The sequence below is a fragment of the Salinispora tropica CNB-440 genome (assembly GCF_000016425.1).
GTDB lineage: Bacteria > Actinomycetota > Actinomycetes > Mycobacteriales > Micromonosporaceae > Micromonospora > Micromonospora tropica.
The window spans coordinates 2,311,517-2,336,393 of sequence record NC_009380.1; the positions used below are offsets into that span (position 1 = coordinate 2,311,517).

The 24,877-nt window shown below is 66.7% G+C and carries 21 protein-coding genes and 3 pseudogenes; 15 read left to right on the forward strand and 9 right to left on the reverse strand.

Annotated elements, in window-relative coordinates:
- Nucleotides 1-89: 89 nt before the first annotated feature.
- Both prfH and STROP_RS10285 read right to left on the reverse strand, forming a co-directional pair.
- Nucleotides 90-698: a peptide chain release factor H gene (gene prfH / locus STROP_RS10280; protein WP_011905922.1), complete on the reverse strand. Its 609-nt coding sequence runs from the start codon at nt 696-698 to the stop codon at nt 90-92.
- Nucleotides 695-1,882, reverse strand: a complete 1,188-nt coding sequence (locus STROP_RS10285; RefSeq protein WP_011905923.1) for an RNA ligase RtcB family protein — start codon at nt 1,880-1,882, stop codon at nt 695-697. The genes prfH and STROP_RS10285 overlap by 4 nt, the downstream gene beginning before the upstream one ends.
- Nucleotides 1,883-2,574: 692 nt before the next feature.
- On the opposite strand from STROP_RS10285, the gene STROP_RS10290 reads away from it, so the two are divergent.
- The 3 genes from STROP_RS10290 to STROP_RS23965 all read left to right on the forward strand — a co-directional run bounded on the left by STROP_RS10290 (nt 2,575) and on the right by STROP_RS23965 (nt 5,385).
- Nucleotides 2,575-3,159 (forward strand): hypothetical protein, encoded by a 585-nt coding sequence (locus STROP_RS10290; RefSeq protein ID WP_011905925.1) that lies wholly within the window; start codon nt 2,575-2,577, stop codon nt 3,157-3,159.
- A 508-nt stretch (nt 3,160-3,667) separates the two neighbouring features.
- Complete coding sequence (locus STROP_RS10295) at nt 3,668-4,789, forward strand: serine hydrolase domain-containing protein (RefSeq protein ID WP_026274876.1); 1,122 nt, start codon at nt 3,668-3,670, stop codon at nt 4,787-4,789.
- A 23-nt stretch (nt 4,790-4,812) separates the two neighbouring features.
- Nucleotides 4,813-5,385 carry a GNAT family N-acetyltransferase gene (locus STROP_RS23965; protein ID WP_011905927.1) on the forward strand — a complete coding sequence of 191 codons (573 nt, stop codon included), beginning with the start codon at nt 4,813-4,815 and terminating at the stop codon, nt 5,383-5,385.
- A gap of 64 nt (nt 5,386-5,449) precedes the next feature.
- On the opposite strand, the gene sph is transcribed toward STROP_RS23965, so the two are convergent.
- The 3 genes and pseudogenes from sph to STROP_RS25665 all read right to left on the reverse strand — a co-directional run bounded on the left by sph (nt 5,450) and on the right by STROP_RS25665 (nt 8,159).
- A complete protein-coding gene (gene sph, locus STROP_RS10305; protein ID WP_011905928.1) occupies nt 5,450-6,406 on the reverse strand; it encodes a sphingomyelin phosphodiesterase in 957 nt (318 codons plus the stop codon).
- Between the two features lie 100 nt (nt 6,407-6,506).
- Entirely contained in the window at nt 6,507-7,418 is a 912-nt protein-coding gene (locus STROP_RS25660) for an SDR family oxidoreductase (RefSeq protein WP_018832524.1), read from the reverse strand.
- A gap of 10 nt (nt 7,419-7,428) precedes the next feature.
- A pseudogene (locus tag STROP_RS25665) lies at nt 7,429-8,159 on the reverse strand (DNA alkylation repair protein).
- Between the two features lie 224 nt (nt 8,160-8,383).
- On the opposite strand from STROP_RS25665, the gene STROP_RS10315 reads away from it, so the two are divergent.
- The 10 genes and pseudogenes from STROP_RS10315 to STROP_RS10360 all read left to right on the forward strand — a co-directional run bounded on the left by STROP_RS10315 (nt 8,384) and on the right by STROP_RS10360 (nt 17,458).
- Nucleotides 8,384-8,779 carry an ArsR/SmtB family transcription factor gene (locus tag STROP_RS10315; protein ID WP_026274878.1) on the forward strand — a complete coding sequence of 132 codons (396 nt, stop codon included), beginning with the start codon at nt 8,384-8,386 and terminating at the stop codon, nt 8,777-8,779.
- A complete protein-coding gene (locus tag STROP_RS10320; RefSeq protein WP_011905931.1) occupies nt 8,776-9,252 on the forward strand; it encodes an SRPBCC family protein in 477 nt (158 codons plus the stop codon). Before STROP_RS10315 ends, STROP_RS10320 begins: the two co-directional genes overlap by 4 nt.
- A 90-nt stretch (nt 9,253-9,342) precedes the next feature.
- The gene (locus tag STROP_RS10325; RefSeq protein ID WP_011905932.1) at nt 9,343-9,756 is read left to right on the forward strand and encodes a VOC family protein; all 414 of its coding nucleotides are present in this window, start codon (nt 9,343-9,345) and stop codon (nt 9,754-9,756) included.
- Nucleotides 9,757-9,802: 46 nt separating this feature from the next.
- Complete coding sequence (locus STROP_RS10330; protein ID WP_011905933.1) at nt 9,803-10,072, forward strand: DUF2277 domain-containing protein; 270 nt, start codon at nt 9,803-9,805, stop codon at nt 10,070-10,072.
- Nucleotides 10,073-10,207: 135 nt separating this feature from the next.
- Nucleotides 10,208-10,341: pseudogene (locus tag STROP_RS25670) on the forward strand (SigE family RNA polymerase sigma factor); the annotation flags it as partial.
- A 659-nt stretch (nt 10,342-11,000) separates the two neighbouring features.
- Nucleotides 11,001-11,165: a hypothetical protein gene (locus STROP_RS25675; RefSeq protein ID WP_230582355.1), complete on the forward strand. Its 165-nt coding sequence runs from the start codon at nt 11,001-11,003 to the stop codon at nt 11,163-11,165.
- A 201-nt stretch (nt 11,166-11,366) separates the two neighbouring features.
- Nucleotides 11,367-12,809, forward strand: coding sequence for a glycerophosphodiester phosphodiesterase family protein (locus STROP_RS10345; protein ID WP_018830047.1), 1,443 nt, complete (start codon nt 11,367-11,369; stop codon nt 12,807-12,809).
- A gap of 169 nt (nt 12,810-12,978) precedes the next feature.
- Nucleotides 12,979-13,434 (forward strand): Fur family transcriptional regulator, encoded by a 456-nt coding sequence (locus STROP_RS10350; RefSeq protein WP_018830048.1) that lies wholly within the window; start codon nt 12,979-12,981, stop codon nt 13,432-13,434.
- Nucleotides 13,431-15,707, forward strand: coding sequence for a catalase/peroxidase HPI (gene katG, locus STROP_RS10355; protein ID WP_011905937.1), 2,277 nt, complete (start codon nt 13,431-13,433; stop codon nt 15,705-15,707). The genes STROP_RS10350 and katG overlap by 4 nt, the downstream gene beginning before the upstream one ends.
- A 290-nt stretch (nt 15,708-15,997) precedes the next feature.
- Complete coding sequence (locus STROP_RS10360; RefSeq protein ID WP_011905938.1) at nt 15,998-17,458, forward strand: FAD-dependent monooxygenase; 1,461 nt, start codon at nt 15,998-16,000, stop codon at nt 17,456-17,458.
- A 273-nt stretch (nt 17,459-17,731) separates the two neighbouring features.
- Here STROP_RS10360 and STROP_RS10365 read toward each other — a convergent pair whose 3' ends face one another.
- From STROP_RS10365 to STROP_RS10375, 3 genes are all read right to left on the reverse strand, one after another.
- Nucleotides 17,732-18,505 (reverse strand): class I SAM-dependent methyltransferase, encoded by a 774-nt coding sequence (locus STROP_RS10365; RefSeq protein ID WP_011905939.1) that lies wholly within the window; start codon nt 18,503-18,505, stop codon nt 17,732-17,734.
- Nucleotides 18,506-18,747: 242 nt separating this feature from the next.
- On the reverse strand, nt 18,748-19,623 hold the full coding sequence (locus STROP_RS10370) for a helix-turn-helix domain-containing protein (protein WP_011905940.1): 876 nt from the start codon (nt 19,621-19,623) through the stop codon (nt 18,748-18,750).
- 182 nt (nt 19,624-19,805) lie between these two features.
- Nucleotides 19,806-21,698 carry an ATP-binding protein gene (locus STROP_RS10375; RefSeq protein ID WP_011905941.1) on the reverse strand — a complete coding sequence of 631 codons (1,893 nt, stop codon included), beginning with the start codon at nt 21,696-21,698 and terminating at the stop codon, nt 19,806-19,808.
- Nucleotides 21,699-22,185: 487 nt separating this feature from the next.
- Here STROP_RS10375 and STROP_RS26170 point away from each other — a divergent pair.
- Nucleotides 22,186-23,102 (forward strand): annotated as a pseudogene (locus STROP_RS26170) (quinone oxidoreductase family protein).
- 114 nt (nt 23,103-23,216) lie between these two features.
- On the opposite strand, the gene STROP_RS10385 reads toward STROP_RS26170, so the two are convergent.
- Entirely contained in the window at nt 23,217-23,588 is a 372-nt protein-coding gene (locus STROP_RS10385) for a nuclear transport factor 2 family protein (protein ID WP_011905944.1), read from the reverse strand.
- Between the two features lie 543 nt (nt 23,589-24,131).
- On the opposite strand from STROP_RS10385, the gene STROP_RS10390 reads away from it, so the two are divergent.
- Nucleotides 24,132-24,791 carry an ROK family protein gene (locus STROP_RS10390; RefSeq protein ID WP_080516584.1) on the forward strand — a complete coding sequence of 220 codons (660 nt, stop codon included), beginning with the start codon at nt 24,132-24,134 and terminating at the stop codon, nt 24,789-24,791.
- Nucleotides 24,792-24,877: the final 86 nt, after the last annotated feature.

The window sequence follows — 24,877 nt, forward strand, 5'->3', positions numbered from 1 at the left end:
GCCTCGCGCCGGCCGCTTTCATACCAGTGAGACCAGCTGGCCCGGCGGGGCTGGCAAACGGGTTGAGCCGCCATGGCTGAGGAGGCTGGTCAGGGACGTTCGGTCCGCGTCGGACCGCCCCGGACCACCTCGTCGTGGGCGCGTCTTCGGATGGCCACCAGCGCCCGCCGGGCCGCCTCGTCACCGGCCGTGATCCGTTGGCGTAACAGCCGTAGGGCAATGCTGCGGTTGAGGCTGAGCTGTCGCTCGGTGTCGACCACGACGACGGTGCCGGTCGGGCGGTGGGTTGCCCGTACGGCGGTGCTGGCCTTGTTGCGGTGCTGGCCGCCCGGCCCACCCGTACGTACGGCAAGCACCTCCACGTCCGCCTCGGTGAACGGGGTGACCGGGACGTCGACCTCGCACTGCCGGGCTGCGACGTACCAGTTCTTTCTGCCGTGGCCGGTGCGGTAGGGGCTGGGGGCCTGCCAGCACAACGTCCCGGTCCACCTGGCGGCGAACGCCTCCACACCCGTACCGGTCAGTCGGACCAACACCGACCGATAGGTGCCGGGTCGGTCGCCGACGACGCTGTCCAGCCGTACCACGTCCACGTCGTTGCGGACGGCGTCGGCCTCCAGCCGGCTCAGCAGCCGGGCCAGCGCCCAGGCACACTCCTGGGGACCCCGGCCGGCTGACAGCAGCAGGTGCAGGTTCACCTCTGCCCCCGCCGTCGGTGCCCGGGTCGTCGGTCACCGCGGGAAGCGACCCCCACGTCCGGGGTCTTGTAGGTGACCAGTGGGACGGTGGTCGCCACCGGGGTGGCGAGCCCGTGGTCTACCAGGTCGCCGATCACCTGCTCGATCCGTTTGTACGCGGTCGGCGCCTCCTCGAACAGCAGTTGCCGGTCGCCACAGACCACCAGCGAACCGAGCGGAGTACGGCGCAGTTCCTTGACGGTGTGCTTGGCCCGGCTCCGGCGTAGTGCGTCTGCCCGGGACATCTTGCGGCCCGCTCCGTGCGCCACCGAATGGTTGGCCTGCGCGTCCGCGTGCGCGGCCACCAGGTACGACGGGGTGCCGCGGGTGCCGGCGACGAGCACGTCTCGGCCGTCGCCCGGCGCCGCGCCCTTACGATGCAGGTAGTGCCCGTCGCGTACCTCGACCAGGTTGTGGCACTGGTCCACGATCGGCGCCGTCGGCTCGGCACCCAGCGCGATCGCGGCCCGGGCGGCCAACAGCCGCCGGTTGAGTGAACCCCAGCGCACCGCGTCGTCATGCCGCGCCAGGTACGCGGCCGGGTCCCCGGCGGGCCCGGCGCCCCGCAGCTCGGTGTGCTCACGCAGAATCCGCTCGCCCAGGCCGCGCGACCCACTGTGTACGACGAGGACCATGTCGCCGGTGGTGAGCTGGAGCCGCGCGGCGTGGCCTGGGTCGAGGACATCGCCGACGCGGGCCAGCTCGACGAAGTGGTTGCCGCGCCCGACGGTACCGAGACCGTCGAGGTGACCTGCGGGGACCTCACCGTCCAACACGGACCAGGCCGGGTCGTCGGCGTCTCGGTCCGGGTCGAGCGGGCGGTCCAGGTCAGGGAAGCGGGCGGCGAGCCGCTCCGGCACGACCCGTTTCAGCACGATCGGGAAGACGGCGATGCCGCAGCCGATGTCCGAGCCGACGAGGTGGGGGTAGAGCAGGGTTGAGGTCATCGCGGCGCCGATCGGGGCGCCTTTGCCGGGATGCAGGTCCGGCATGCCGGCGACATGAACCATGCCGTCGAGGGCGGCCACCTGGCGGCACTGGTCAACGGCGTCGGACTCGACCCAGCTGGTCGGGGACGTGAAAACGGTAACGGTGGCAGGGGCGGGTGCCGGCCGGGGCTCCTGCCGGAACGGTGGAACGGACAAGGACGCTCACTTCTCGCCAAGGTTTGGGTGGACGGCCGCCGATCGCGATGGCGTGGCGGCGACGAAGGTGCTGCCCTCACAACGACATGCCGCCAAGCGTCCCGTAGAACACCGTCGCCGACAACCGACTTTCGGACCCCGCCGGCACAGGTGGGTCACCACGCCGCCGGAGTAGGCCAGCAAGAACGTCTCGGCGTGGGCCGGCGCATCCGGATAGACCGCGACGGCCAGCTGGTTGGTAAAGGTCGCGGGCATACCATTTTCCTAGGATGCTCTACGGGGTGCGGCGCTGGTTACCGGTATTCACCGACACCGGGTGGGATGACAGGTAGCCGCCGGTCATCTCGTGTGTGCGTCGGCGTCACGAATGGTCTGTCTGTGCCGGTTTGGGTGCAGTGGAGGTGTGGTTGGGGGTGCGGTGGTGGTGGAATCTCGGCGGCCGTCGGGGCGTTACACCCTGCGTACGGCCGAGGAAGCGCCCCGCTCCGGCGGGTGTCGCCCGTGCGTGTGCCCCGGGAATGATGGGGGCCGGCCGGTCGTTACATCTGGACCCGGCGCCGTGCGCGTCCCCGTGAGACCCGCGGTCGCCGACTTTTCCCTGTTCTGTTGAGCGCCGGACGGTGCTTGCACCCCGCTCCCGACCCCCTTTTCGGGATGTGTGTGGGTGTCGACCCCCGAATGGAGCACACCTGATGAACACGATTCTGCGTCGTAGCGTCCTGGGTATCGCTGGTCTGGCCCTGTCCACCGGTGTCGTCGCCGGCCCCCTGACCACCTACACCGACAGCACCCCGGCCTCGGCTTCGGCCGCGGCGGTGCAGGTCGCGAAGCCGGACCTGGACACCCTGATCCCGCACGGCACCCAGGGCAAGCAGTCACGCATCACTCTCGGTGATGAGCAGACCGGGAACGTGAAGGCCATCATCGAGGCCACGAAGGCCGCCGGCATGGACGAGCGGGCCGCCGTCGTGGCGATCGCGACCAGCTTGCAGGAGTCGAAGCTGGAGAACCTGGGTCACCTGGGTGACCGCAACGACCACGACTCGCAGGGCCTGTTCCAGCAGCGCCCCTCCTCCGGCTGGGGCACGGTCGAGCAGATCACCGACCCCGCCTACTCCACGACCGCGTTCCTGGACGGGTTGAAGCAGGTTGAGGGTTGGCAGGAGATGCCGTTGACCGAGGCCGCCCAGACGGTGCAGGTGTCGGCGTACCCGTTCCACTACGCCCAGTGGGAGACCCAGGCCGCCGACCTCGTGGCCGAACACTGGACCAGCTGACCCCCCACCACATAGACCTAACCCTCCAAGAGGGAAAGAAACTGTTGGCCGGCACCCGACCCGGGTGCCGGCCAACAGCCACGTCTGGGCGTCCCGGCCAAGGAGCTCCGTGACGGGCACGTCAAACGTAACGTCGGCGAAGATTTCACGTTCGGCTATCACACAACGTACAGACTCGGCCCGTACCGCATCGGCTTCCCTCATTGTGGTCTTCCGGGAGGTGCGACGTGGGCGAGCATAGATACTGAGCCACACGAGAGTCGAACGGACACCCGGTGACGGGGATTCCGAACTGCGTCGCTTCGATGTCCACCATCGGAGTGGAAGCGAAATCCTGGTTGCAGGCGCCACCTAGGATCGCGATATGTCTAGCATTCCTCGGGCGTTGAAGATCATGATCGCCAGTGCGGCGCTGACCGCCACGGCCTTTGTGGTGCCCACATCTGCTGCCGCGCTACCCACTCAGAGTGCTGGTGGAGGCTCCTCCGGCGGGCTGGATCGGGGTGCGTTGCGCACCGCACTCGCCGCGGTGCCCGAGGCCGGTGTTCCCGGTGCGTTGGCGGCCGTGCGCGATGGCCGGCACGACTGGCGCGGCAGCGCCGGCCAGGCGCACCTGACCAGCCCTCGACCGATGCAGCCGCAGCTGCGGCACCGCATCGGCAGCATTACCAAGACGTTCGTCGCCACCACTGTGCTGCAGCTCGTTGACGAGGGCCGGCTGGGCCTCGACGATCCGATCGGGGAGCTGCTGCCGGAGATCGTGTCGGGTGAACGTGGCGCCGAAGTCACCGTCAGGATGCTGTTGAACCACACCAGCGGCATCGGCAACTACACCAACGCGATGCTCGACTCGTATGCTGCGATCAACCAGATGCAGGTCACGACGTACGCTCCGGTGGAGCTGGTTGCGATGGGCCTGGCCATGCCGCCGACCAACGCACCCGGGGCTGAGTTCAGCTACTCGAACACGAACTACATCCTGGCGGGCTTACTGATCGAGTCGATCACTGGAAACCCGGCGGCGGCAGAGGTACAGCAGCGCATTCTGCGGCCACTGAAGCTCCGGGGGACATCGTTCCCTGGTACTGATCCGACTATTCATGGCCCACACAGCGGTGCCTACTTCGCCCCGTTAGGGGTTCGTGACCTCAGCGAGTTCAACATGAGCTGGGGGTGGACGGCAGGCGAGATGATCGGTACCACGGCGGATCTGAACACGTTCTTCCGGGCGTTGCTCGGCGGTGATCTGCTCAGCCCGTCCGCCCTCAGTGAGATGCTCACCGGGGTGCCGATGCTGCCAGATCTCCCCGAAGCTGGTAGCTATGGTCTCGGCATCCTTTCCCTGCCCACCCCTTGCGGTGAGTTCTGGGGCCATGACGGTGTGGTGTTCGGTCATCTGATGTTTTCGATGCACAGCCGGGATGGTGCACGTCAGGTGTCGTCCGGGATCAACATCAGTCACTACCGGACCGGCCTGCCTGATGCGCATCCGATCGATGTCGCCTGGCAGTCGTTCCACATGACTGCGATGTGCCCGACCAGCGAGACAAGCAGCCGCGCGGCAGGGTCCGTGCAGCTGCCCAGTGTGACCCGAATGCCGGGCAACGACGCAGCGGTCGCGGCGCTCTGACCTTCGCAGGGTGGGAGAGTCGTATGGGGGATGACAGGCGGCCCTGCCGCTGTGAGAGTGAGGAGGACTCCCTGCTGATTCGATCGGCAAGACAGTTGGAGCTTGGTGACCTGGCTTGGCTTGAGGTCCAGGCTGGCCAGCTCTTTCATTCGGTTGGCATGTCAGAGATAGCTGATCATGACGTGGATCAGCAGGCCCTGAGACGAAGTCAGCGGCAGGGGTTGATCTGGGTTGCCGAGGAAGGTGATCGGACTGTCGGTTACGTCATGGCGGCCGTGCTGGACGGCAATGCCCACATCGAGCAGGTGTCGGTAGCTCCCACACACGCTCGACGAGGAGTTGGTCGGCGGCTCATCTCGCACGTCGAGCGGTGGGGGAGGCGCAACGGTCGTCCGGCGACCACCCTGACAACCTTTCGCGATGTGCCCTGGAACGGCCCCTACTACCGGAGGCTTGGGTACCGGGAGCTATCCAACGCGGAGATTGGACGTGATCTGACAGCCGCAATACGACACGAAGCCGCGCTGCCGGGAATGGACTCTTCTCTTCGGTGCGCGATGATCAAAGCTAACAGGGAGCACCTCGACCCGGACTGACCGTCCCCTGCCGCCCAGTCCAGCCGCAGCGCTGGAACACACGTGTGCTTTCCCAATGTGTGCGTCAGATGTTCGCCGCTACTGGGTAGTGGTCGGCGTAGTCGGTGTAGCAGTAGCGGACGAACCAGCTTGTCACGCACCACTGCGGTGCCTCGACAGCTAGCGTCTCGTTGTCGCCTGAGCCGTGGCGCGCGTGGCCGTTGCGCTGCAGTACGTAGTCGAGCTGCTGGCGACTGTCCTGGTCGTCGTTGTAGTCGGCCATGTCGTTGCGCTGCGCGTCCCACGAGTACGGATGGCCGGTGAATGTGGCGTCGCTGACATCGAGTCGAGTCAGCATGCTGTCGTACTCGGTGGAGTAGCGGTCAACGTTGAGGTCGCCAGCGACGATGACCTGTTCGTCCGTCGGGATCTGACGAGCGTCCAGGAAGGCGTCGAGCTCGTCGAACTGAGCTGCCCGTACCCGGGCCCCGGTGCCGTCGGCGCAGCCGGTGTCGGCTGCTTGAGCATGAGTGCCCACCACATGTACGGGCGTGTTGTTGATGTCAAGCTGTGCGTAGACAAAGCCCTTGTTGGAGAACCAGTCTGCCCCGCAGCCGTCCGCGTAGACGTACTGGACCTTCTCCAGGATCGGCCACCTGCTCAGGATGGTGACTCCGCCGTCCTCCGGGGTTGCGTGGGAGTATGAGCCCAGGGTGGCGTCCCAGCCGGACTTCGACCGGCCGAGGACTGGGGTTTGGTAGGGATACTGCGCAGCGAGCTGGTCTTTGAGCCGGTCGGATGCCTCGTTGTCGAACAGCTCCTGCAGTACGACGATGTCCTGGCCGGCGATGTAGTCGGCCTCACTGATCAGGTTGGCCCGGGTGACCTGGCCCCAGTTGGGGAAGAGGGACTGGGGTAGAAACATGACGTTGTGGGTCAGTACCTTCAGCGGCACTGGGGCAGCCGCAGCAGGGGCGGCGGGGGCGAGCAGCCCCGTCGCGGTCAGAACGACGGCAAGCAGTAGAGTCTGCGGTCTCTTCATGGCTATCCATGGTGGTCGTTGGGCTCAGCAGGACTCAATCGTTCGAGGATGTCCAGTGGATGAACATGCTTCCATCGTGCAGCGAGTGGCCTTGGGGAGTTCAGCGATATCCGGTCGCGTCAGCGGGCTTGCCGATGTCCTGCACCTCGACCAGGTATCGCCAGGCGTCGGGTCTACTCCCATCAAGGTCGGTGAACCCGTAGACCTTCGCCAGCTCCCCGCTGGAGAGCGACCTGCCGTGCCATCGGGATACGTCAGGATCCTGTGCCAGTGCCGCCACGGCGCGGCCAACGTACGCCGGGCTCTCGGAGATTGCGAAGTGGGGCTCGATCGGGAGAGCGTCGCGCCAGTTTTCCTCGGTCACACCGAGGGAGTCCAGCATCTCCTCAGAGCGCAACCATCCCGGCGTGAGCAGCACCGACGTCGTGTCGTGTGACCGGAGTTCATGCGCCAGCGCGAACGCCATCCGACTCACGGCGCCCTTGGCGAGGTCGTAGAAGAACGAATTGCGGTAGGTAGCCGCGTTGTAGTCGTCTGTCCCGTCGGTCATTTCGACAACCAGCCCACCCGGGCTCCTGATGAGCAGTGGCAGCGCGAAGTGGCTGGTGATGGCGTGGGTGTCCACGGCGAGACGAAGCGTGTGCAGTCCGGCGTGTAGGTCCGACTCCCAGACCGCTTTGTTCCACTCCACCTGGGAGGTGCCCCAGATGTCGTTGACCAGTACGTGGAGGGCGCCCTGCTCGGAATCGATCCGTGCGATCAGCTCGCGTACCTCGTCGGGGATCAGATGGTCGACCCGCACCGCGATGCCGACTCCGCCAGCGGCGCTGACCAACTCCGCGGTCTCCTCAATGGTCTCTGGCCGGTTCATCTCGGAACGTTGGGCACGAGTTGATCTGCCGGTGACGTAGACCGTAGCCCCAGCCGCTCCGAGCTGGATGGCAGTTCCTCGCCCGGCGCCCCGGGTTCCTCCAGCGACGAGCGCCACTTTACCGGTCAGCAGCTTGGCCATGCGTCGCACGCTAGCGGCGAACCGAGGCTCCCTGCTCGGTCTTTTCCGGCCCAGGTAGTAGGTCCGCTGCTCCCTGTCGAGGTGCTCGATGGCTGCGCGCAGTAGTGTCCGGGGCAGGGTGGCCGCGTGTCGGTCGAGGAAGTCGAGCAGCCGCGCCCGGTCCTGGTCCCCGGCACTGCGCAGCAGCCAGCCGGTGGCCTTGTGGATCAGATCATGTGGATCAGCAACGAACATCTCGGCGATCCGGAACGTGTCGTCGAGGTCACCGGCACGTAGGAACGCCATGGTGCTGACGATCGCGGTTCGTCGCTGCCACGGGTCGTCCGAGCGGGCCAACTCGTACAGCACGTCGCGGGGCTTGTCGACCAGATACGCCCCCACCACGTTCGCGGCACCGAGGTCGACCAGGTCCCAGTTGTCGATCCGGTCGTGCCGGCGCAGGTAGAGGTCGTACAGCTCCGCCCGGCGCGCGTCGGTGGTCCTTTTCCGCGCGGCCTGCTTGGACATGATGCTTACCGCGCCGGCGCGTACCTCGTGGATCGGGCTGTCGAGTAGGGTTTCGATCTCGCCGGGCGCCAGGTCGATGAATTCTTTGGCCAGTGCGAATACCTGCCCCATCCGGACGCCCAGGAACGTGTCGCCCTCGGCGTGCCTGAAGTAGCGCTGGATCTTGCGGAGCTCCTCATCCGACTGGTACGTCTGCAACCTTTCGACGAGCTGCTCGGCGCTGACATCCGGCATGGTGGCCCTCCGATCGATAGGCGATCGTACCGATCCCTGCGCCACCCGGTGCCGCTCGACCACGCGTGTCCCGGGGAGCCGGACTGCCGCGTACCTGCAGAACGGGTGCGCTTGTTGGGCGGCCGTTCAGCTCGCGTCACCTCGCCGGAGCGCCCTTTACCTGCGAAGACATGCCGGGTTCGGGCTTGACGGGGGCAGCAGAGGAAGGATATAACCAACTCGTTATGAAACAAGTTAGTTATGCACTCGATGAGCCCGAGCGTCTCGACGCCACCTTCGCGGCCTTGGCGGACCCGATCCGGCGAGCGATCCTCGCCCGGCTTGCTCAGGGTGACGCGACGGTGAAGGAGATCGCCGCCCCGTTCCCGGTGAGTCAACCGGCGATCTCTCGGCACCTGAAGGTCTTGGAGCGCGCAGGGCTGATTTCCCGCGGGCGTGTCGCCCAGCGCCGGCCGTGTCACCTCGAGGGGCGCCAGCTCAGGATGGTCGTGGACTGGCTGGAGAACTACCGCAGCTACTGGGCGGAGGCGTACGGGCGCCTTGACCAACTACTCGACGAACTCCAGGCCGGTGACGACACTCCCCAGTCGACGAATGGCCGGGAGGGCCAGGCGGCATGATGGCAAGAGCCCTGCGGGTGACCACACCAGCGCCGACCGACATCGTCCTGACTCGGGTGTTCAACGCGCCACGTCACCTCGTGTTCGACACGTTGACCCGGCCGGAACTGCTCAGACGATGGTTCGGTGCTCGCGGTTGGCGGCTGGTCGAATGCGAGGTCGATCTTCAGATCGGTGGTAGCTGGCGCTTCGTCTCGGTGGGGCCGGGTGGCCTGAAGATGGCCCAGGGCGGGGTGTACCGCGAGGTCCAGGCCCCGGAGCGTCTCGCCTACACCGAGTCCTACGACGACCAGTGGGTGCCGGGCGAGTCGGTCGTCACCGCCGTACTCACGGAGCACGCTGGGCTGACCACGCTGAAGACCACCCTGCGCTACTCGTCGCAGGAGGTGCGCGATCTCGTACTGGCCACTCCGATGGAGCGTGGCGTGGGGGAGAGCTACGACCGGCTTGACGAGGTGTTCGCGTCGCGGTGATGTGGGCCCGTTGGGGTGCCACCAACAACATGTCGGCGGCCGGAGAGCGAGTCCGCCCAGCTAGGGATAGCACGAGCGAGAGCGGGAGAAATGAACTGGACTTTGGAAGTGGTGCTGGTGCCGGTGGCGGACGTCGACCGCGCCAAGGATTTCTTCACCGAGAAGCTGGGTTTCCACCTGGATTTTGATTCTCGTGGCGATGGCGAGTTCGGTCCGGTGCAGCTGACCCCACCGGGTTCCGGGTGCTCGATCATTATCGGGAAGGGCATCAGTTCCATGGAGCCGGGCTCGCTGAAGGGGGTGCAGTTCGTGGTCGCGGACGTGCGGAAGGCCCATCAGCAGTTGGTGGAGCGGGGGGTCGGGGTCAGCGAGGTCCGAGTGGCCGGGCCGGAGGGCTTTCGCCCGGCCCAGGACGGCGACAGCCTGGACAACGTGGGCTTCGTCGTTTTCGACGACCCGGACGGCAACCATTGGACGGTGCAACAGATTTCGTCCCGCGGTTAGGCGGGGTCGGTCCCGGTGTGGGGCTTGAGCCTGGCATCGTAGAGTCATGTGTCGGAACATTCGCGTACTTCACAACTTCGAACCGCCCGCCACCAACGACGAGATCGAGGCCGCCGCGGTTCAGTACGTGCGCAAGGTCAGTGGCACGACGAGGCCATCAGCGGCCAACGAGGAGGCGTTCAACGAGGCTGTTCGTGCGGTTGCCAAGGCCACTCAGACCCTCCTGGGCGACCTGGTGACGAAGGCGCCTCCCCGTGACCGCGCGGTCGAGGCCGCGAAGGCCAAGGCCCGTGCGGCCGAACGGTACGGCAGCTGAGCAGTGGGGTGGGGCTGGCTGACGGCAGCAGACGGTGGCTCGAACGTCAGGATCCGCCGATGAAAGGTGGGGCGCTCGATCACCTGAATCAGGGGACCCGTGCAACATTTCCAGGGAGTACGGGGTAGTCATAGTGTGAAGGTGTCCGCACTCCCACCGGACGAGTCCGGGTTCGACGCGTTTGTGCGACAGAGCGCCCCGAGTTGCTGCGCCTAGGCAACATTCTGACGCTGGACCGCGCCGCTGCGGAAGATCTGGCCCAGGAGACTCCGCCTCCGGTCATCCGACCGCCGCGACAACGCTCCGTACGTATGTGCGCCCCGACGGGGGAAACTGGCTTTGGATTTCGGTACTGCGCCCGGAACGGACGACGGTGGACGTTGATCGGGCGCAGGTCACCGAGTGGCTGACGGGATGGTCCATCAAAGGCGCCGACGTGATTGACATCTTTTCGGTTCCGGTGGGCCGAGCCCAGCTTGCCAGATTCGTTGGCTCCGAGGGTACCGCCCACCACGTCGTGATCACGGCACCAGGCGGTGTGGTGATCAGCGTTGGCGGGAATGGTGAGGTGCCAGTTGCGGACTTGACGGCGGTGGCCGCCGGAATCCTACCTCCGTAACGAGGCGGGTTCGCCGTAAGTGCGGCTGACTGCCTCATCGAACTGGTCGCCCGAGATGACTGGGAGCCCCCTCTCCTTCCGCGTGGTCCTGTCCAGTCGAACCTGGTCGAATGCGGGCAGACCAGTGAGCTCAGATCTCGCGGGCAGTTGACGTCAACCTCACCTGAACTTCTACCGTCCCCGCATGGATGTACTCGACGAGGCCTATCAACGGATACAGCAGTTCGGCCCGGAACGGCCGGCTGGGCAGCCACGGCAGCCATCACTGCCGTGTACGCCCCGGCGACCGGAGAACCCAGGCCGCTGGTCGTGGGCGCACGGGATGCTGCCGATGTCATGCAGCTCGCGGTGGATTCCGCCGGACCGCACGCCATCAAGTTCGTCGACGCTGCGTTCGACGCGTACGCCGGCACCGGTGACACTGCCCTTCTCGCTGCGTCGGCAGGCGCGACGGAGCGGATCGGACCATGGTGAAGAGGAACACTCGGTGCACGTTCGGCGAAGAGCTATTCGTCTTGTGGTAGGAGGTTTGTAGGGAAGTTTTGACTATGCGGACAAGTCGGTCGGGCAGGTTGAGGCGGTGGCTGCGCCGGAAGCGGTGCGGGCCGTTGATCAGTCTGGTATCTCTGCCGGGGGTTGCTTGTGCGTACGAAGTGGTTGAGTGGAGCGCTGGCCGTGGTGGTGGCGGGTGCGGTGGTTGGTGCGGTGCCGCGGGTGGCGGGGGCGATGACCTCGGTCGCGCCTGCGCCGGTTGTTGCGGCGGCGCCTAACCACGCCATTGAGCAGGTGCGGGAGCAGTTCCTGCGGCACGGTCCGGGTGCTGGGGTGCTGGTGGTGGCGCACCGTGGTCACTGGCGGGCTGCGCCGGAGCTTTCGCTGGCGGCGATCGACTCGGCGGTGGAGTCGGGCGCGCATGTGGTGGAGATCGATGTGCGGCGTACGGCTGATGGGCATCTGGTGTTGATGCATGACGGCACGGTGGATCGGACGACGGACGGTAGCGGTGCGGTGTCGGAGTTGACGTTGGCCGAGGTGAAGCAGTTGCGGTTGAAGGTGGGCCTGGGTGGTGATCAGGCGCCGTTGACCGATGCGCGGGTGCCGACGTTGGCGGAGGCGATGGCGGTGGTGCGGGGTCGTGCCATGGTCAACCTGGACAAGGCGTGGGAGATTCGGGACGAGGTGTACGACGTCCTGGTCGAGACGGACACGCTTGATCACGGGATCTTCAAGGGGCCGGCGACGCTGGCGGACGCCCAGGAGTTTCTCAACTTCGACCCGGAGATTCTCTACATGCACAAGATCAACGACGACAACGTGGACGAGATCGGCGCGTTCACCGGTCGTGCTCCGCAGGCGTACGAGATCGGTTTTGACCGGCTCACGGATCCGCAGGTGCAGCCGGCGGCGTTGGCAGCAGTTCAGTCGCACGCCCGGGTGTGGATGAACACGTTGTGGTACGGCCAGGCCGCTGGCTACACCGATGAGACGTCGTTGCGGGATCCGGCGCTGGGGTGGGGTGCGGTGGTGGATCGGCACCAGGCGGACATGATCCAGACCGACAACCCGGAGCAGCTGGTGAGCTGGTTGGCGAGTCGGGACAACAAGCACGGCGGTCGGGGGGAGTGGCCGTCGTTGCCGAAGGGTTCGGTGCGGGTGCAGGCCGAGGACTACTCGCTGGAGGGTAAGGGGATCGGTTACCACGACCTGGATGACGAGAACCGGGGTGGCACGGTGGCCCGTGAGTACGAGGGTGTGGACATCTGCGACCAGTCCGGCGCGGTGGTGATGTGTTGGATTCGTGGCGGCGAGTGGGTGAAGTACACCGTTGAGGTGCCGAAGTCGGGTCACTACCGGGCGAGCGTGCGGATGTCGTCGCCGTACTTCCCGGCGGGTCGGTTCACGATGACCGTCGACGGCCGGTCGACGACGGGTCCGGTGGATGTGGTCGGCACGACCTCACACAGTGCCTTCGTGTTGCAGGAGATCGAGGGGACCCAGTTCCTGCGTCGGGGTACGCACGAGTTCGAGGTGCGGATGGACGACGCGGCGTACCAGAACTTCAACATCGACTACTTCCAGTTCGACCGCGTCCAGCACGGAGACCCGCTGAACCGCTGACTTTGCGGAGCCGCTGATTGTGCGGAGCCGTCGCGCGAGGTCGAGCGGCCACCCTGGCGAAGGGCGGCCGCTCGCCGCCGCTCAGGTGCGGCGTCGACCTGCCCTGATCGGTCGGATTCACCCCGCCACAAAACTTGATTCATTCCAGAAGAGCGGCTATCGTCGTCGCGTGACGCCCGACTTCGAGACGCAGCTGCGGTCGGTCTCGTTGCGCGTGACCCGACCCCGGATGGCGGTGCTCGCCGCGCTGCGTGACCATCCGCATGTCGACACCGATGAGGTTATCGCCCTGGTTCGGATGGATAATCCGACCGTGTCGCATCAGACGGTGTATGACGTGCTCCGCGCGCTCACCACTGCCGGCCTGGTGCGACGCATTCAACCAACCGGCGGCCCGGCTCGGTACGAGTCCCGGGTGGGGGACAACCATCACCACATCGTGTGTCGGTCCTGTGGAGCGATCGCCGACGTCGACTGCGCGGTTGGCCGCGCTCCCTGCCTCACCGCCTCCGACGACCACGGTTTCGTGGTGGACGAGGCGGAGGTTGTCTACCGGGGTACCTGCCCCGACTGCAAGAAATCGGACGCGCCTTCCGCGCTCCACCACGTGAAGGGAAGTAGATGAGCGACACTCAGGACAACGCCCCCGTCAGCGCGCAGGGCGTGGATCAGAAGGCGGCGGCCGGCTGTCCGGTCGCGCACGACTCAGTCACCGCGCACGGCAGCGAGAGCGAGAGCCCGGCGATCGACTCTCCCAGCGCGGTCGGTGGTGGCCGCCCACGTACCAACCGGGACTGGTGGCCCAACCAGCTTGACCTGTCGGTGCTCTCCACCAACTCGGCGAAGGTCAACCCGTTGGGCGAGGACTTCTCCTACGCCAAGGAGTTCGCCAAGCTCGACGTCGAGGCCCTCAAGCGGGACATCACCGAGGTGCTCACCACCTCGCAGGACTGGTGGCCGGCCGACTTCGGCCACTACGGCGGTCTGATGATCCGGCTGAGCTGGCACGCTGCCGGCACCTACCGCATCCACGACGGCCGCGGTGGCGCCGGTGACGGCGGCCAGCGGTTCGCGCCGCTGAACAGCTGGCCGGACAACGTCAATCTGGACAAGGCCCGGCGGCTGTTGTGGCCGGTCAAGCAGAAGTACGGTCAGAAGATCTCCTGGGCTGACCTGCTCGTGCTCGCCGGCAACGTCGCCCTGGAGTCGATGGGCTTCAAGACGTTCGGGTTCGGTTTCGGCCGGGAGGACGTCTGGGAGCCCGAGGAGATCTTCTGGGGCCCGGAGGACACCTGGCTCGGCGACGAGCGCTACGTCTCTGAGAAGGAGTTCTCGGCGGGCGTCGGGGCGACCGAGATGGGTCTGATCTACGTCAACCCGGAGGGCCCGCGCGGCAACGCGGACCCGGCCTCGGCGGCGCACTTCATCCGGGAGACCTTCCGCCGGATGGCGATGAACGACGAGGAGACCGTGGCCCTCATCGCCGGTGGCCACACCTTTGGCAAGACCCACGGTGCCGGGGTCGCCGACGATCATGTGGGTCCCGAGCCCGAGGGCGCCCCCCTGGAGGCGCAGGGCCTGGGCTGGATGAGCAGCCACGCCAGCGGAGTGGGTGCAGACACGATCTCCAGCGGCCTCGAGGTGACGTGGACCGACCGGCCGACGCAGTGGAGCAACCGCTTCTTTGAGATCCTGTTCGGCTACGAGTGGGAACTCACCACCAGCCCCGGTGGCGCGAAGCAGTGGGTCGCCAAGGACGCCGAGGCGATCATCCCCGACGCGTACGACTCGACCAAGAAGCACAAGCCGACCATGCTCACGACCGACCTGTCGCTGCGCGTTGACCCGGCGTACGAGCGGATCTCGCGTCGCTTCCTGGAGAACCCGGACGAGTTCGCGCTGGCCTTCGCCAAGGCCTGGTACAAGTTGCTGCACCGCGACATGGGCCCGGTCAGCCGGTTCCTCGGGCCGTGGGTGCCGCAGACGCAGCTGTGGCAGGACCCGGTACCCGCCGTTGACCACGAGCTCGTCGGCGCAGCCGACATCGCCGCCCTCAAGGCGAAGGTGCTTGAGTCCGGCCTGACGACCACCCAGTTGGTCTCCACCGCGTGGGCCTCCGCGGCCAGCTTCCGCCACACCGACAAGCGCGGTGGCGCCAACGGTGCCCGGATCCGCCTCGAGCCGCAGCGCAGCTGGGAGGTCAACCAGCCCGAGCAACTCGCCACCGTCCTGCCGGCGCTGGAGGAGATCCAGCGGGAGTTCAACGCCGCTGGTGGCGCGAAGATCTCGCTCGCAGATCTGATCGTGCTGGCCGGCTCAGCCGCGGTCGAGAAGGCGGCGCGGGACGCCGGCGTCGAGGTGACCGTGCCGTTCCGGCCAGGTCGCACCGACGCCACCCAGGAGCAGACCGATGTCGACTCCTTCCGGGTGCTCGAACCGCGGGCTGACGCGTTCCGTAACTACCTGCGTCCGGGTGAGAAGACCCAGCCGGAGGTGCTGCTCGTTGACCGTGCCTACCTGCTCAACCTGACCGCACCCGAGATGACCGTCCTCATCGGCGGCCTGCGGGCGCTCGAGGCCAACGCCGGCGGCAGCCGGCACGGCGTTCTCACCGACCGTCCCGGTGTGCTCACCAACGACTTCTTTACCAACCTGCTCGCCTCGGGCGCGCGGTGGAAGGCATCGGAGTCCACTGAGCACGCCTACGAGATCCGGGATGTGGCCACCGACAAGGTGAAGTGGACCGCCAGCGCGGTCGACCTCATCTTCGGCTCGAACTCGCAGCTGCGGGCCCTGGCCGAGGTGTACGCCAGCGAGGACGCGCGGGAGAAGTTCGTGCAGGACTTCGTCGCGGCCTGGACCAAGGTCATGGAGCTCGACCGGTTCGACCTCGCCTGATCGGACCCCACGACGAGCCCGGTCGACCCGACGAGGGTTGGCCGGGCTCGTCGCTGTCCCGCCCCAGCGTCGCAGTGGCGAATCTGGCTGAACCGGGTACGGGTCATCGGGCCAGCACCAACCCCGATTGACGGTGTCTGGCTAGCACTGGATTCGATCCGTCGCCATAGTTTTATTGTCATCGAAGCCACAGTCGTCACTCTCTGGTGGTGGTGACATCCATCTGCGTAGGCTCGCCGGTGAGAGTGGAACGACCTGTCGCGTGTTCTTGACCTAGGGCCATCCGAGCAATGGACTGGTGGAGGCGGGCTGATCCGATGGACGAAACCACATACGATGTCGTGATTGTTGGAGCCGGGCCAACCGGGCTGCTGCTCGCCGGTGATCTCGCGGCGGCCGGGGTTCGGGTCGCTGTTCTGGAGAAGCGCCGCGACGAGTCGAACCTGACTCGAGCATTCGGGGTGCATGCGCGAACCCTTGAGCAGTTCGACGCCCGTGGGCTCGCCGACCGACTGGTCGACACCGGCAAAACGCTGGGCCGGCTCCGGTTGTTCGGCACGGTGTCGGTGTCCCTCGCATCGCTGCCGACCCGCTTCCCGTTCCTGCTCGTCACACCCCAGTACCAGGTGGAGCGCCTGTTGCTGGAGCGCGCCGTCGCGGGTGGGGTCGATCTGATCCGTGGTGCCCGGGTAGTCAAGATTGAGTCAGGTCAGGATGAGGTGCAGCTGACCGTTGACCGCGATGGGGACATTCACACGTTCACCGGCCGGTACGTCGTCGGCGCCGACGGACGTCACTCCACGGTACGAGACCAGCTCGGTCTGGACTTCCCGGGCCACTCCGTACTGCGTTCACTGATCTTGGCTGACGTCCAGTTCACCGAGTCGCCGCCGGAGGTGCTCACGGTCCTGGGCAACCAGCACGGCTTCTGTCTCATCGTCCCGTTCGGTGATGGTTGGTACCGGGTTATGGCGCGGAACCCGGACTGGGAGCCGCCCGACAGTACGCCGGTCACCCTTGAGGAGATCGCCACTCTTGTGCGCCGGATCGCCGGCACTGACTACGGCATGCACAGCCCCCGCTGGATGTCCCGCTTCCACAGCGACGAGCGGCAGGCCACCGCCTACCGGCAGGGGCGGGTGTTGCTCGCCGGCGATGCCGCCCACGTCCACTCGCCAGCCGGCGGTATGGGTATGAACACCGGTTTGCAGGACGCGGCCAACCTGGGGTGGAAGCTCGCTGCCGTGCTGCACGGTCGGGCTGGCGACAGTCTGCTCGACACGTACGAGGCGGAGCGCCGGCCGGTCGGTCGAATGGTGCTGCGCACGAGTGGAGGGCTGATCCGGGCGGTGATCCTCCGTTCCTCGCTCGCGCGGGCAGCCCGCAACGGGATCTTCCGCGCCGGCATCGCCGTGCGACCGCTGGGCGACCAGCTGCGAATGCGGCTCAGCGGGATCGGCGTACGCTATCCGGCCTCCCGCGGCGCGCATCCACTGGTCGGCCAGCGCGCCCCCGACCTCGCGGCCCAGGACGGGAGCCGGCTGTACACGGCGCTGCGAGGGGGCGGCTTCGTCCTGGTGGATCCGGATCCGAGCGGACCGGGCTACGACCACCTGGTGACGTTACGGCCAGTGGAGCCGACCACACCGATGTTGGTGCGGCCCGACGGGTATGTTGCCTGGGCTGGCTCCACCGGGCCCGACCTGGACCGGGCCCTGTCGGCCTGGGGCGCCGCCCAGCGAGCGTCGTGACCTGTTCCCGGCTACCCGGCGCTGATTCGACCGGTGCGTGACCGGGCCGTCACTACCTACTCCGGCTCGGACATGACCGGCGAGCTCGAACAGGGCAGGGCTGAGGTTGACGCTGATGAGCCGGACTCTCAGGCCCTGTCCGCATCCGACCGGCCGAGCTGCTGGCCGGCCTGGGGCGCTACCCGAATGACGTAGCGTGACGGCGGCGGCGCTGGGTACCCGGAACCGCTCCCGGAGATTGATCGGTGGCTCGGGCACCTACCGCCGAGCCACTCAGTCCCCCCAGCGTAGGTAGGCCGGGGCCGGTCGGCCGGGCAGGAGCCGCAGCGGCGCGTGGTCCAGCCCGAACACTTCCCGCACGGCGACGTTTTCGCCCGGCCACTTCGGGTTGTCCAACTCGTCGAAGGCGACAATGCTGCCCCTGGTCAGCCGCGGCCGAATGGCCTCCAAGACCGCCCTCGTCGGTTCGTACAGATCCAGGTCGAGGTAGGCCAGGGCGATGACGGTCTGTGGGTTCTCCTCCAGGTAGCGCGGCACTGTCTCCCGTACGTCTCCCTGGACCAGCACACTGCGTTGGGTGACGTGACCGAAGAATTCACTGCGTTCGTGTGCGTCCAAGATCTCCCGTAGGTACGCCGGGTAGCCCTGCGGTGTGGCGAAGCGACCCTCGTACGCGGTCGGGCCCACCCGGTCGACATCGTTGAGGTCGGGAAAGCCGGTGAAGGTGTCGAATCCAACGATGCGTCGCAGCGGGTTGTACGGCTCGTAGACTCCGCGTAAGGCGGCAAAGGTGGCGAGGTGGCGGCCGTACCGGACCCCGAATTCCATGATCACGCCGGGCACGTCGAGGACCTGCCGGTACAGCGCGTCCATGGAGAGCAGGTCGGTCAGCTGATGTCGGCGGAGGAAGAGCGGTAAATTGTTGATCATTTCCTCGGTCGGGATGGGCGAGGTGGCCAACAGTTTCGTCAGCCGTAGCGCCGTCTCCGTCTCGGTAGGTGAGTCGTGTGCGAATGCTCGCAGATCCGAGCTGTCGTCCTTGTCCATTCCCGACCTCCCGCCATCAGGGTGACGTGATGGGCGAAAGCGTAGGGGAGGGCAGCCGGCGGCACAACGGTTCCCGGGTGAGGGCCTCGATCCGAAAGTGCGTTTTGGCGCGGGCCCGGCGGCACTTTTCGAGGTGAGCCGGCAGGCTGGGGGGTGAATGGTGCGTTCTCGGGCTCCGCGCCGCGTTCAACTGCTGAATTTCGGGTCACCTCGCCGCGTCATCTTCTTTCACACGGCAAAACTCATGCGATGGCCACCGGGGTGAGCGCTGCATCGGTAGCCAGTGGGGCCGAGCCCGGCCACCGCGGCGGCTCGGACAGGCAGGCAAGCGTCTCGATGATCCGGCCGATCGGGCCGATCGCCAGCGCCGGCGGGTCGGTTGGCCGCGGCGGTCGCACCAGGACTCGGCCGATCGTCGCGCCGCGCTGGGTCAGCTCCACCTCGGCGGTACCGACCAGGTAGCCCGCCGGCTCCTCGTCGACCAGGGCACTGAGCAGCGTGCTGTGCGCCCGTGCCAGCACGATCTGGGCGTGGTAGGCACTGGGTCGGGCGACGACCGGAACGGCCGAACTGCCGGCGGCCACCGTCCACGCGGTCGGTACGTCGGTGCCCCGCTCCTTTCCACGTAGGCCCACCAGCACCAGGTCGCCTGGTTGGCTCTCGGGCACGAGCAGGGTCAGTCGGGGGCGGCTGACTCCTGCGGCCGTGCGGTGGAGCCGCTCCGCCAGGACGTGGCAGCAGTGCCCCTCGAGTAGGCGTGCGACCTGCCGGAAGTATCCCGGCGTGGTACCGACCAGCCGGGAGAACTGGGTGGTGAAGGTGGCGGTGCTGGTGTAGCCGACGCACCGGCTGATCGCGGTGACGGTCCGGTTCGTGTGCAGCAGGAGCCGCCGCGCCTCCGCCATGCGCAGTGCGGCGAGGAAGCGGGCCGGAGTCATCGTGGTCACGTCTCGGAACAGCCGGTGGAAGTAAAAGGGACTGAAGGGCGCTACCCGAGCCAGGTCGGCCAGCTGCAACGGCTCCGCCAGATGCTGGCGCATGTAGTCGATCGCCTGCGCCGCGGCTGCCTTTCGGACCTGGTCCACCAGGTACGGCGAGCCACCTGAGGTCGAACTCATGCGAGCCCCCTGTACGGTTGTTCGGGCACCCACCGAGAATTCTGCTGACACCTCCTTGAACTTTTCTTGAAACCGTCAACGCGCATCGTCTGGTGCGGGAGCAGGTGGTGTCGCTCCACTCGTGATCTATGGCCTGCAGGGAAGTGGTGCACAAAACAGTAAGATTTGCGACTGTCTCTGACTCAATCACCGGGGTGGCAGCCGCATGTGCACCGGGCCGAGGAGGGTGCTGCTGTGCAAACACCCTCCTGAAAGAGCTGTCGGGCCAATGCATGAACCGTGCTGAGCATGTGGTAAGTCCGGCCGGCGGGACCGTGCCGAACTTCCAACACCGATTTGTCGACCAGTCGATCCAACAGCACCTGCACGGCGCGGAGATCACCGATCAGCGCCTCGCCGACACCGGCGGCGGCCGCCAGGTCGAAGTCGGCGGGCATCGCCCCGAGACCGGTGAAGCAGCGCAGCTCCGCCGCGTCGAGCAATTCGATACTGCGATGCACGGCAGCGTGTAGCGACCGATGGTGACTCGGCACCCCACGCCGCGGCGGCCGGAGCCAATGCAGCGGATTGGCAACGACCTCAACCAGGGATTCCAACCGTTGCGTCCGCAGCGACGCTGCGGCCAGCTCGATGGCGAGGGGGAGGCCGTCGAGGGCCCGGCACACCGTGGTGACCCCTGCCACGGTGGACTCGTCGAGTCGGAAGCTCGGCTGCACCTGCATGGCCCGTCGGGTGAACAGTTGTTGTGCGGGTGGAGGCGCCGACGACCCCGGCTCTGGCTCGGTGCGCAGTGGCCGGACCGGATGCACCGCCTCGTACCGCATCCCGAGCAACTCGCGCGAGGTCAACAGGACGGTGAGGCCGGGACAACCGCGGAGCAGTTCGTCTGCCAAATCGGCTGCCGCATCGGTGACGAATTCGGCGTTGTCGATCACGAGCAGCAGCCGCCGGCCATCCAGCTGACGTACCAGGGGCACTGGTGGTCCCGTCGTTCGCGGCGGGTGGGGGGCGACCACCGCGTTCACCGCCCGTTCGAGAGCGAGCCCGGTGCGTACGTCCGTCAGGTCGACGACCGCGACCCCGTCGGCGTGCCGCTCCCGCTGCTGCTCGGCGACGGTCAGGCCAAGCGCGGACTTGCCTACGCCGGCCGGACCGGTGAGGCTTACCAGGCGATATCCGTCAAGCAGATCGTTGACTGCCGCAAGATCGGCCGTACGCCCGGTCAGCTCGTCGATCAGGGGTGCCGCCCCTCGCCATGGTGGGGCGTGAGCCGGGCCCTTTCGGTGGGTGTACGACGAGGTCAGCCTGGCGTCCAACACCTCGCGGTACGCCGTAGACAGGTCGGGCCCCGGGTCTACACCGAGGTCACGCCGAAGCCGCCCGCGTACCTCGGCGTACCGCTCAATGGCCCGAGCCCGCTGGCCGATTCGGGCCAGCGTCTGCAACAGCCGGGCCTGCACCCGCTCGTTGAGTGGCTCCGTCAGCGCCAGTCGCTCGGCAACCGGCAGGACTGCCTCCGGCCGGCCCAGCTCCAGACCGAGGCCGACATAGCTGAGCGCTGCGGCCAGGAACTCTTGCCGCAGCGGGCGAATGTCGTCCTGCTCGATCAGGAGAGCGGCCAGATCGCTGACCTGGGGATCTCGCCACCGGCCAATGCTCTCGGCGAAGCGGGCGAAGGCGCCAGTCGGCTCGCCGCGCTCGTGAAGGTCCGTGGCCTCCCGGACTTCGGCACGAAATGCGTGCAGGTCGAGCTGCCTCACACCGACAGCCAGCCGGTACCCGCCGGATACGGAGCCGATAACGTTTGTTCGTTGATGGCGTGGTGTGTCCGGCTCCAGCACATGGCGCAGTCGGGCGACGTAGGTGTGCACAAGGTTGGCGGCGCGGGTCGGTGACTGTCCCGTCCAGAGCGCGGCGACCACATCATCGAGTGGCACGTGTCGTCCTGCCCGTAACGCCAAAAGGGCGAGAATTGCTCGCTGTTTCGGGGGTCCTAGGTCGATCTCTCTACCGCGGATCGTCGCTTGGACGGGACCGAGGATCTGAATGTGGGGGTCAATCTCGGTCCGGCTCATGTCTCCCCCAAGCTGTTGCGATGCTGTGCTCGGTTCGTATCTACTTTATGTTAGGTTTTGGGGTACCTAAAGTGGCTGCTCGGTTGGCCCAAAGCGGTAGTACTCCAGCCGCGCCTACCCAATCTGTGGTTTCGGCTTCACCGGCTTGATCGATGTCTGGGTTGTGTCGACCGCCAGGCCGCGGATGTCGGTGTTCTACTGACCACCCTGGACCTGCCACACCGTCATCGACACGGTTGCGTGGTTGCCCGGCTGGTCGGTTTTTGTGGCACGCGACCGTCAGGTATACGGCCGAACACCGCGGCAGGCCGCCCTCCGGTAGGCCTGGCATTCCGCCCGCCCGGCCTTGACCTGAAGTGGACTTGAGGTTTGACCCTGTCCTCAGCTACCGGGTTCGCCGGGCTGGCCTGGTAAGAGCACCCGGGTCGAAGCGCCCAGATCCATGAAACAGAGAAGCGAGATGTGAGTCTTATGAAAGGCTGCCGCCTTGGCGTCCTTCGGCGGGCCGGACGTTCTGACGTTGACCGAGGTCGCCACCCCTCAGGCCGGTCCTGGTCAGCTCCGCGTCCGCGTGCGGTCGGCCGGGGTCAACCATTTCGACACCGCCATCAGGAAGGGTGGGGCGCCGCCGACGGTGGACAACTCCTTCCCCGTCGTACCCGGCAACGAGTACGCGGGTGTCGTCGACCAGGTGGGCGAAGGCGTTACCGGACACTCGGTGGGAGACGAGGTCCTCGGCTACTGCACGCTGGGCGCCTACGGCGGGTACGTGGTGGTCTCCCCCGAGCAGGTCACCGTGAAGCCGAAGAGCTGCCCTGGGGCATCGCGGGCGGATTCTCCGCTAACGGACTCTCCGCCAACGGAGTCGGCGCGTACATGTGCCGGCGCGAGATGAAGGTCGGCCCCGGCGACCCGGTCCTGATCCACGCGGCGGCGGGTGCCCTGGGCACCGTCGCGGTCCAGCTGGCCCTGGCCTGGGGCGCGAGCACCGTCATCGGCACGGCGGGCCAACTATGAATACCTGCGTTCGATGGGTGTGGCGCCGGTGACCTACGGCGACGGACTGGTCGAGCGGGTGCGCGCCCTGGCGCCCGACGGTGTGGACGCCGCCCTGGACATCGCCGGCGAAGACGCGCTGCGTGCCTCGGTAGAGCTGGCCAAGGACGCGAACCGGGTTCGCATCATGGCTTCCGACGAACTCGCTGTAGAACTCCGCGTTCCGACCGTGACGCCGAAGCGGTTCAACGGCCAGCTCGCCGAGCTGGCCGAGCCCACGCACAGGGCAAGCTCAAGCTGCACATCCGACAGGCATTCCCGCTTGCGGAGGCTACTGGGGCACACCGCTTGATCGAGACTGGGCACGGGAGGGGGAAGATCGTCCTCCTCGTGGGCTCCCCGTCGTGACGTGTCTCTGCGAGGCCTCGTGGCAGTGCCCCGGCGGGCGACGCCGAGAACGGCGTCGCCCCGAATCCGGATATGCCTGGCCCTCCGAGCGCCAGCCGTGCGGTAGCTGCGCGGTCAGCGGGTGGCGGGCACCTTGTCGAGGAAGCCGTACACCGCGGAGAGTCGTCCGTCGTCGTCGGCCGTCACCACGTCGAAGCCAACGACCACGGGCTCTGCTGCCCCAGCTGGGGCGAGGTGCCAGGTGAAGCGGGCAACGCCGTGGTGGGCGTCAACCGGCCCGGCCAGGGTGAAGGTCATGCCCGCGAACCGCTCCCGGGCGGCGCTGATCAGCGTGTTGATTGCCTCATGTCCACTGACGTCGGTCATCGGGTCCGTATAGGTCGCATTCTCCGCACAGATGGTGCGAACCTTTTCGGACCGGCGCGTGGCGTCTGTCTCGTTCCACATGTCGATGTAGCGTTCGATGGCGTTGGCAAGGTCACTCATGACTGCGGCTCCTCTGGTCTCGGAAGCCACGCGGTGTCTCCCGTGGCCCCTGGAGATTCGCACCCCAGGCGGTGGATTGTCCATTATGCGGCACGTAATATCTTGATCCCGCCGAGCTGGTACAACGCCCGTCGCTGCGATGATCCGCATCATGCGTAGTCTGGATCGCCCACGAATCCTGGAGGCATTCGGCTGGTGGTGCTGCGCGCGAGAACGAGGGCGCCCGCCGAGCGACTCCGGTTGGTGCCGGAGTGTCGGAAGTCAGTGGTTGAACCGGTAAGAGCGTCGGCGTGAATATTGACCATGTTGATCAGCGGTGTAGGTGCTGATTTATGCCGAGCGATGATCGTCGGCTCTCGAAATAATCTTGCTCAGATCTATTGCTTGGGGTTACTTCAGAACTTAGATTAAGACTCGACTTTAAGGGTGACATGAAGGGGTGAAATAGCGTAAAAGACATACGGGTCCGTAATCGGGCTGCGGTGCTCCGATGGGGGGAGGCCGATCGCCCGGCTTCGTCCGGTCGGTGCTGGGGCCCACCTGATCGGCGTTGATGTCGGCGAGCGTGGCGTGACCGCCGAACTGTTCGATCTGTCGCTGCGCAGGGCGGACCGGGTCTTCCGCCGACTGCCCACCCGTGTCACCAGTCCCGGTCGGGACGCTAGCACCTTGGGTGCGGCCTTCGTTCAGCTCCGTGCGGCCAACCCTGAGTCGGACGAAACGCTTGTCGGTATCGGCCTGGGGCTGCCGGGCATCGTCGGCGCAGCCGACGACGGCACGAATATCATCCATGCCCAGAGTCTCGGGTGGGAGCCGACCACGCTGGACGAGGTGGTTGGCTCCACTGATGTGTCGATCTTCGCCGACAATGGCGCCAAGACCCTGGCTATGGCCGAGACCTGGTTCGGTGCGGCAGTCGGTCAGAGCCACAGCATAATCGTCCTCATAGGACAAAGCTTCGGTGCCCGCGGCTGCCTCGAGGCGGTGGACGGCGATCCCGGCACCCGGTGGACCACCGGTGCGGCACAGGCCGCCGGAGAGTGGTACCGGGTCGACCTCGGTGCGGGTAGCTGGTTCAACCGTGTCGTGATCGACGTGGGGCCGACAACCCTGGGGACCAGCCACGCTGGTTCAACGTGGAAACCTCGAACGACGGTTCGAGCTGGACGACCGTTGCCACCGGGTACGGGACGGACCAGGTGACCACCGTCAACGTCCCCATCACCCAAGCCCGGTACCTGTGGATCCGGTAGACGGGCGGGACGGCAAACTGGTGGTCCATCGCCGAA

Excerpts from the sequence above, each read along its gene's own strand:
- STROP_RS10385 (WP_011905944.1), bottom strand. The coding sequence starts at position 23,588 with ATGAGTGACCTTGCCAACGCCATCGAACGCTACATCGACATGTGGAAC.
- STROP_RS10365 (WP_011905939.1), bottom strand. The coding sequence starts at position 18,505 with ATGGACAAGGACGACAGCTCGGATCTGCGAGCATTCGCACACGACTCA.
- STROP_RS10370 (WP_011905940.1), bottom strand. The coding sequence starts at position 19,623 with ATGAGTTCGACCTCAGGTGGCTCGCCGTACCTGGTGGACCAGGTCCGA.
- STROP_RS10325 (WP_011905932.1), top strand. The coding sequence starts at position 9,343 with ATGAACTGGACTTTGGAAGTGGTGCTGGTGCCGGTGGCGGACGTCGAC.
- STROP_RS10315 (WP_026274878.1), top strand. The coding sequence starts at position 8,384 with ATGAAACAAGTTAGTTATGCACTCGATGAGCCCGAGCGTCTCGACGCC.
- sph (WP_011905928.1), bottom strand. The coding sequence starts at position 6,406 with ATGAAGAGACCGCAGACTCTACTGCTTGCCGTCGTTCTGACCGCGACG.
- STROP_RS10360 (WP_011905938.1), top strand. The coding sequence starts at position 15,998 with ATGGACTGGTGGAGGCGGGCTGATCCGATGGACGAAACCACATACGAT.
- STROP_RS10320 (WP_011905931.1), top strand. The coding sequence starts at position 8,776 with ATGATGGCAAGAGCCCTGCGGGTGACCACACCAGCGCCGACCGACATC.
- STROP_RS10375 (WP_011905941.1), bottom strand. The coding sequence starts at position 21,698 with ATGAGCCGGACCGAGATTGACCCCCACATTCAGATCCTCGGTCCCGTC.
- STROP_RS10290 (WP_011905925.1), top strand. The coding sequence starts at position 2,575 with ATGAACACGATTCTGCGTCGTAGCGTCCTGGGTATCGCTGGTCTGGCC.
- STROP_RS25660 (WP_018832524.1), bottom strand. The coding sequence starts at position 7,418 with ATGGCCAAGCTGCTGACCGGTAAAGTGGCGCTCGTCGCTGGAGGAACC.
- katG (WP_011905937.1), top strand. The coding sequence starts at position 13,431 with ATGAGCGACACTCAGGACAACGCCCCCGTCAGCGCGCAGGGCGTGGAT.
- STROP_RS23965 (WP_011905927.1), top strand. The coding sequence starts at position 4,813 with ATGGGGGATGACAGGCGGCCCTGCCGCTGTGAGAGTGAGGAGGACTCC.
- STROP_RS10330 (WP_011905933.1), top strand. The coding sequence starts at position 9,803 with ATGTGTCGGAACATTCGCGTACTTCACAACTTCGAACCGCCCGCCACC.